Raw genomic sequence first — 6337 nt, 5'->3', positions numbered from 1 at the left:
CCAACACCCCTCCGTCAGTCGCTTCGCGACTGCCACCTCCCCATTCCTACGGAACAGGGAGGATTGCGCGATCACGCGATGATGTCGGGGATCAGGTAGTCCTCGATCTGCGCGATCTGGTCCTTGAGGCGCAGCTTGCGCTTCTTGAGTCGCGCGATCTGCAGCATGTCGCCGCCGCCACCCGCGTTCATCAAAGCATCGATCGCCGCGTCCAGGTCGCGATGTTCGACTTTCAGGATTTCGAGGCGCTTGCGCATTTCCTCTTCGGTCACGCCGGAATTCCTTAAGTTTCAAGCCTGTGCACGGGCGGGACCGAATCCTGCCGAACGCATGATTCACGCAACTCACCGATATGAAGCAAGTGGGGTCTTCGCAAGGTCCTCCGATTGTGGTTCCTTGGTTTTTGCGCCGGCCCACCAGTGTCGAGTCGCCCGATCAGGTCGCTCGTCATGGCTCTTACGAGAGCACCGTTCGCACACAGTCGCAAGACAAGGGTCCGGCCCCTATAAGGAGGAACGTCCAATGGATAATTCGCACGTCAGCGCTCTGCAGCTCAAGCATGCCGGTATCGAACGGCAGATCCACGAGGAATTGAGCCGCCCGATCCCTGATGCCGCGGTCGTCCAGTCTCTCAAGAAGCGCAAGCTTCGCATCAAGGAGGAGATCGGGCGGTTCTGATCGCCGATCCCAGTCTTGTAGAGGGTCCTGAGCGCGGAGAATTCCACCGGACAACCGGGTAATTCCCGATATCACCCGCATAAGCTGAATCGACGGCATCCGCTGCGTTCCCAAAGCCATGACTTTGCGTTACGCCAGAAGAATGACCAGCGGAGCCGTCGAAGCAGCCCGAACCATTCTCACGAGCCTTCACGAGGTGATGGCCTCGCGCAGCAATGCGCAGACCAAGCTCAACAACGTGGTGGAAGTGATAGGCGAGTGCCTCGATAGCGAGGTCTGCTCGATCTACCTGCTGCGTGAGGGAATGCTCGAACTCTTCGCCACGCGCGGTCTTGCGCAGGAGGCGGTCCACGTCACCCGCATGGCGGTGGGCGAAGGTCTGGTGGGCTCCATCGCCGACCGAATCGAGACGCTGAACCTGGCGGAAGCCGCCGCGCATCCCGACTTCATGTACCGCCCGGAAACGGGCGAGGACAAGTTCCACTCCTTCGCAGGCGTCCCCATCGTCCGCCGCGAACGCGCGGTCGGCGCGCTCTGCGTCCAGCACGTCGAGCCGCGCCGCTACGAAGAGGTCGAGATCGAGGCGCTGCAGACGGTGGCGATGGTTCTGTCCGAACTCATCGTCAATGCCGACCTCATCGACGAGGAAGATGCGCGCGCGCTCACTGCCGCCCAGACCGGGCCGGAGCAGATGCGCGGCCTGACGCTGGTGAAGGGCCTCGCATCGGGCGTCGCCGTCTACCACCAGCCGCGCGTCACCATCGAGCACATCGTCGCCGAGGATACCGAGGCCGAGCGCCAGCGCGTCATCCTCGCCTTCGACCGCATGCGCGAACAGATCGACCGGATGGCCAATCAGGCCGAGTTCGGCATGGGCGGCGAGCATGACGAAGTGCTCGAGACCTACCGCATGTTCGCCTACGACGAAGGCTGGACGCGCCGCATCAACGAGGCGATCGACAGCGGTCTGACGGCGGAAGCGGCGATCGAGCGCGTGCAGCAGCGCACCCGCATGCGCATGCGCCAGATCGACGACCCGCTCCTAGCGGACCGCATGCACGATCTGGAGGATCTGGCGAACCGCCTGCTGCGGATCGTCTCGGGCCAGATCGGTACGGCGGCTTCGATGGGGCTGCGAAACGATGCGATCCTGATCGCGCGCAATCTTGGCCCGGCGGAACTGCTGGAATACGACAAGCGGCGGCTCAAGGGCGTGATCCTCGAAGAAGGCTCGCTCACCAGCCACGTCGTCATCGTCGCGCGGGCGATGGGCATCCCGGTACTCGGCCGCGTGCGGGGCCTGCGCGGCATCGTGCGCGAAGGCGATCCGCTGCTGCTCGACGCCGATCAGGGCACGACGATGGTGCGCCCGTCGCCCGGCGTGGTCGAGGCGTTCGAGGCGCGTTTTGCGAAGAACCGCGAACGTCAGGCCGTCTATGCGGGCATGCGCGACGTGGCTGCGACCACGCTCGACGGCACCCGCATCAAGGTGATGATCAACGCGGGGCTGCGTGACGACGTCGCCAACCTCAACCTGACCGGCGCGGACGGCATCGGCCTGTTCCGCACCGAGTTCCAGTTCCTCGTTTCCGCCACGCTGCCGCAGCGTGAGAAGCAGACGCGCCTCTACCGCGACGTCATGGATGCCGCCGGCGATCGCCCGGTCGTGTTCCGCACGGTCGATATCGGCGGCGACAAGACGCTCCCCTACTTGCGCCACGACGACGGCGAGGGAGAGGAGAACCCCGCGATGGGCTGGCGCGCGCTGCGCGTGGCGCTGGAGCGCGACGCGCTGCTCAAGGCGCAGGCCCGCGCGCTGCTGGAGGCGGCGGCGGGGCGGCCGCTCAACGTCATGTTCCCGATGGTCGCAGAGCCCTGGGAGTTTGATGCGGCCAAGGCCGTGTTCGACGGTCAGCTCGCCTATCTGCGCCGCCAGAAGAAGGTGCTGCCCGAGGCCATCCGCTACGGCGTGATGCTGGAAGTGCCCTCGCTGGCCGAACAGCTGGACCTGCTGGCGCCGAAGATCGCGTTCCTGTCGATCGGCACGAACGACCTCACGCAGTTCCTCTTCGCGGCCGACCGCTCGAACCCCAAGCTGGCCGAGCGCTACGACTGGCTGAGCCCGGCGATCCTGCGCTTCCTGCGCCGCGTCGTGCGCACGCTGGAGGGCACGTCGGTCGATATCAGCGTCTGCGGCGAGATGGGCGGGCGGCGGCTGGAGGCCCTGGCGTTGCTGGGCCTCGGCGTCCGGCGCCTGTCGATCACCCCGGCGGCGGTCGGTCCGATCAAGGAACTTGTCGGCAAGGTCGACCTGCCCGCGATCACGGCCGCGATGGAGGGGTGGCTCGCCGCGCCGCCAGCCGATTTGCGCGGCACGATGACGGCGTGGGCGGCCGAGCGGGACATCGCGATCGACTGAATTGATGCTCCGGAACGGCCCGCGCCAGTCCGGATGACGATTTGCCCTATAAATTTGACCGGAACGGGCGGCGCCTGATTGACTTTATCCGGTCAGAAGGTTTGGTTAGGCACCGTTCAGGTCGCATCTACCACGCCAAACGGAGCGGAATTGGAAAACGTCGAAACCCAAGGGCTTGCGCGCGGACCGCAGAGCGTCGGAAGCCAGCTTCGTGCGGGGCGTGAGGCGCTGGGCAAGAGCCGCGCGGATATCGCGTCGCAGACCAAGATCGCCGAACGTCATCTGATCGCGCTCGAGGAGGACCGCCTTGGCGATCTGGCCGCGCGGACTTATGCCGTGGGCTTCGCGCGGACTTATGCCCGGGCGGTGGGCCTCGACGAGCAAGTCATCGCCGCCAAGGTGCGCGAGCAGCTCGATCACGAAGCCGGCGACCGCGTCGAATATGTCCCGAGTTTCGAGCCGGGCGACCCCGCCCGCGTCCCGACCCGCCGCCTCGCGTGGCTGGCGGTGATCGGCGTCATCGTGGTCGTCGGGGCGCTCGTGATGTTCTGGGGCAACTTCCTTTCACCCGAAGGCCAGTTGCCCGATCTCGTCGCCGAGCAGACCGCTGCGCCTGCCGCGCCCAAGGCAGCCGCTCCCGTGGCGCCTCCGCCGGCACAGGCCAATGGCCCGGTCGTGCTGACCGCGACCGGGGACAAGGTCTGGGTCAAGGTGACCGACGCCAAGGGCGACCAAGTGCTACAGAAGGAACTCGCCAAGGGTGAGAACTGGACCGCGCCGACGGACATCCCCGGCCTGCAACTGCGTACCGGACGCCCCGATGCCCTGCAGATTTCGGTAGGCGGCAAGGCTATCGCGCCGCTCTCTACCGAGCCGCGCCTCGTTACCGGCGTTTCGCTGGCGGGTGCGGACCTTCTTGCACGCGGCACCGGTGCGGCGGCTCCGGCAGCGCAGGCTCCGGCTGGGCAGGCTCCGGCCGCCGTGCCCGTGCCGGCCGTGACGCGCGCACCTGCTGCCGTGCCGGTGCGCCGCCCGGCTCCGCGTCCTTCCGTCAGAACTGCCCCGCGCGAGCCGACCGAGGCCCCGACGCCGGAATCGTTGCTGCCGCCCAGCGCCCAGTAACTGCCCAGTAAAGGCTGCGACCACCCCTTCCGGTCCGGTGCTTTCCACGACTTCCGACCGCCTCCGGCTCGACAGGCGGGGCCGCCTCGGGCAACACCCGTAGCCGGTCCATTGGTTAATCCCCGGTTTCACCCGTCGCTGGCATGGCGCGGCCATAGTTTCGGACGGTGATGGTCCCGGCATGGAGATGATTTGGCGATGAAATGTACCCTTGGCGCAATCGGCGGAACCTCCCGCGCGCGGTGGCTGGCCACGGTAGCGGCGGCGTCGGTCCTGTTCGGCGCGGCTCCGGCCATTGCACAGGATGCCAACACCAACTTGCGGCTCAACAAGGTCGAGGCCGAAGTGCGCGCGTTGCAGCGCAAGGTCTTCCCGGGCGCCGACGGCAAGTTCTTCGAACCCCAGATCAGCGGCACCCCGACGCCGACCCCGGCCCCCGGCGCGCCTTCGACCACGCCGCTGTCCGATGTGCTGACACGGATGGACGCCGTCGAAGCCCGGATGGCGCAGCTGACCGCGCAGGTCGAGCAGAACACCAATCGTATCGGCCAACTGGAAGCCAAGCTGGCGGCGGCCGCGCCTGCGCAGTCCGATTTCGTGCCCGGTCCGTCAGCGACCGGGCCGATGCCTTCCGGTTCTGTCCCAGCGTCCTCCGGTCCGGCCCCGCTGCCGATGCCGGTTGCCGCGGCCCCGCGCCCCGCGCCCACGCCTGTAGCGGCGGCACCCAAGCCGACCGCGCCTTCGAACTCGCGGATCGACGGGGTCAAGGCCATCGTCAAGCCGCAGAGCGCCGATCCCGGCGATGACGAATACAGCTACGGCTTCCGTCTCTGGGAAGCGAAATACTATCCCGAGGCACAGCAACAGCTGAAGCTCTACCTCGAAAAGTACCCCAAGCATGCACGCGCCAGTTTCGGCCGCAACCTGCTGGGCCGCGCCTACCTCGACGATGGCAACCCGGGCGAGGCGGCCAAGTGGTTCCTCCAGAACTTCCAGACCGACAAGCGCGGCGATCGCGCCTCGGACAGCCTGCTGTACCTTGCGGTCTCGATGAAGCAGCTCAAGGACACCAAGCGGGCCTGCATCGCGCTGTCCGAGTTCAGCGAGACTTATGCGGCCGAAGCGGCCGGACGTCTGGCGGGCATCTACAACACCACGCGCAATGGGCTTGCCTGTAGCTGAGGTCGATCGCTTCCGCGCCGATCTTGCCGCGATCTGGCCAGACCGGATCGACGACGGGACGGCGCGGTTGGGCATCGCCGTGTCGGGAGGGCCAGACAGCCTTGCCCTGCTGCTGCTCGCCCATGCGGCGCTGCCCGGGCGTGTGGAAGCGGCAACCGTAGATCATGGCCTGCGTCCCGAAAGCGCGGCCGAGGCGGCGGAAGTCGCCCGTGTCTGCGCCGGACTAGGGGTGCCTCACGTCACGCTGACGGTGCAAGTCGCGCCCGGCAATGTACAGGCGGAGGCGCGGTTGGCGCGTTATGCCGCCATGGCCGGGTGGGCAGCCGAACGCGGGCTCGCGGCGCTGGCGACTGCGCATCACGCTGACGATCAGGCGGAGACGCTGCTCATGCGGCTCAACCGGGCGAGCGGCGTGGCGGGTCTGGCTGGTACGCGCGGGCGGGGCAGGGTGCCGGAAGCGGAGCTGCCGCTGCTGCGGCCAGTGCTCGACTGGCGGCGCATGGAACTCGGCGTGGTGGTCGAGGCGGCGGGACTGGTCGCTGCGCAGGATCCCAGCAACATCAACGATCGCTTCGATCGGGTGCGTATCCGCAAGGCGCTGGCGGAGGCCGACTGGCTCGACGTTGCCGCCATCGCCCAGAGCGCGGTGCATATCGCCGAGGCCGACGCCGCGCTCGACTGGATGGCGGCGCTCGAATGGCGATCCTGCGTGACGAAGGAGCCGATGGGCCTCAAGTACCGCCCGCAGGCGCCGCGTGCAGTGGCTTTGCGGGTGGTGGCGCGGATCGTGCGCGAGCTCGACGGCGAGGACGCAAGGGGCGGGGCGGTTGCACGGCTGGTCGATGGGCTTTCGCAGGGACAGCCTGCCTCTATCGGCAAACTGGTGGCGCGGCCTAACGCAGGCGGGTGGAGCTTTGCGAAAGCGCCGGTCAGGGC

The 6337-nt window shown here is 67.4% G+C and carries 6 protein-coding genes; 5 read left to right on the top strand and 1 reads right to left on the bottom strand.

Annotation, left to right across the window (positions count from 1 at the left end; all coding sequences use genetic code 11):
• Nucleotides 1-71: 71 nt before the first annotated feature.
• Nucleotides 72-272 (bottom strand): YdcH family protein, encoded by a 201-nt coding sequence (locus ACYPYD_RS19850; RefSeq protein ID WP_008833013.1) that lies wholly within the window; start codon nt 270-272, stop codon nt 72-74.
• A gap of 250 nt (nt 273-522) precedes the next feature.
• On the opposite strand from ACYPYD_RS19850, the gene ACYPYD_RS19845 reads away from it, so the two are divergent.
• From ACYPYD_RS19845 to tilS, 5 genes are all read left to right on the top strand, one after another.
• A complete protein-coding gene (locus tag ACYPYD_RS19845; RefSeq protein WP_008833012.1) occupies nt 523-678 on the top strand; it encodes a YdcH family protein in 156 nt (51 codons plus the stop codon).
• 142 nt (nt 679-820) lie between these two features.
• Nucleotides 821-3097, top strand: a complete 2277-nt coding sequence (gene ptsP, locus ACYPYD_RS19840) for a phosphoenolpyruvate--protein phosphotransferase (protein ID WP_036528057.1) — start codon at nt 821-823, stop codon at nt 3095-3097.
• A 150-nt stretch (nt 3098-3247) separates the two neighbouring features.
• Nucleotides 3248-4219 carry a helix-turn-helix domain-containing protein gene (locus ACYPYD_RS19835; RefSeq protein ID WP_459665024.1) on the top strand — a complete coding sequence of 324 codons (972 nt, stop codon included), beginning with the start codon at nt 3248-3250 and terminating at the stop codon, nt 4217-4219.
• Nucleotides 4220-4417: 198 nt separating this feature from the next.
• Nucleotides 4418-5401 (top strand): tetratricopeptide repeat protein, encoded by a 984-nt coding sequence (locus tag ACYPYD_RS19830; RefSeq protein WP_459665022.1) that lies wholly within the window; start codon nt 4418-4420, stop codon nt 5399-5401.
• On the top strand, nt 5382-6337 hold a 956-nt coding region (gene tilS / locus ACYPYD_RS19825), incomplete at its 3' end, for a tRNA lysidine(34) synthetase TilS (protein WP_459665020.1). The genes ACYPYD_RS19830 and tilS, both read left to right, overlap by 20 nt.

It is taken from the genome of Novosphingobium sp. 11B, from assembly GCF_054589055.1.
This window is presented reverse-complemented; position numbering and strand designations above follow the sequence as displayed.

Coding starts and splice junctions, on each gene's coding strand:
- ptsP (WP_036528057.1), top strand. CDS start 821: ATGACCAGCGGAGCCGTCGAAGCAGCCCGAACCATTCTCACGAGCCTT.
- ACYPYD_RS19830 (WP_459665022.1), top strand. CDS start 4,418: ATGAAATGTACCCTTGGCGCAATCGGCGGAACCTCCCGCGCGCGGTGG.
- ACYPYD_RS19845 (WP_008833012.1), top strand. CDS start 523: ATGGATAATTCGCACGTCAGCGCTCTGCAGCTCAAGCATGCCGGTATC.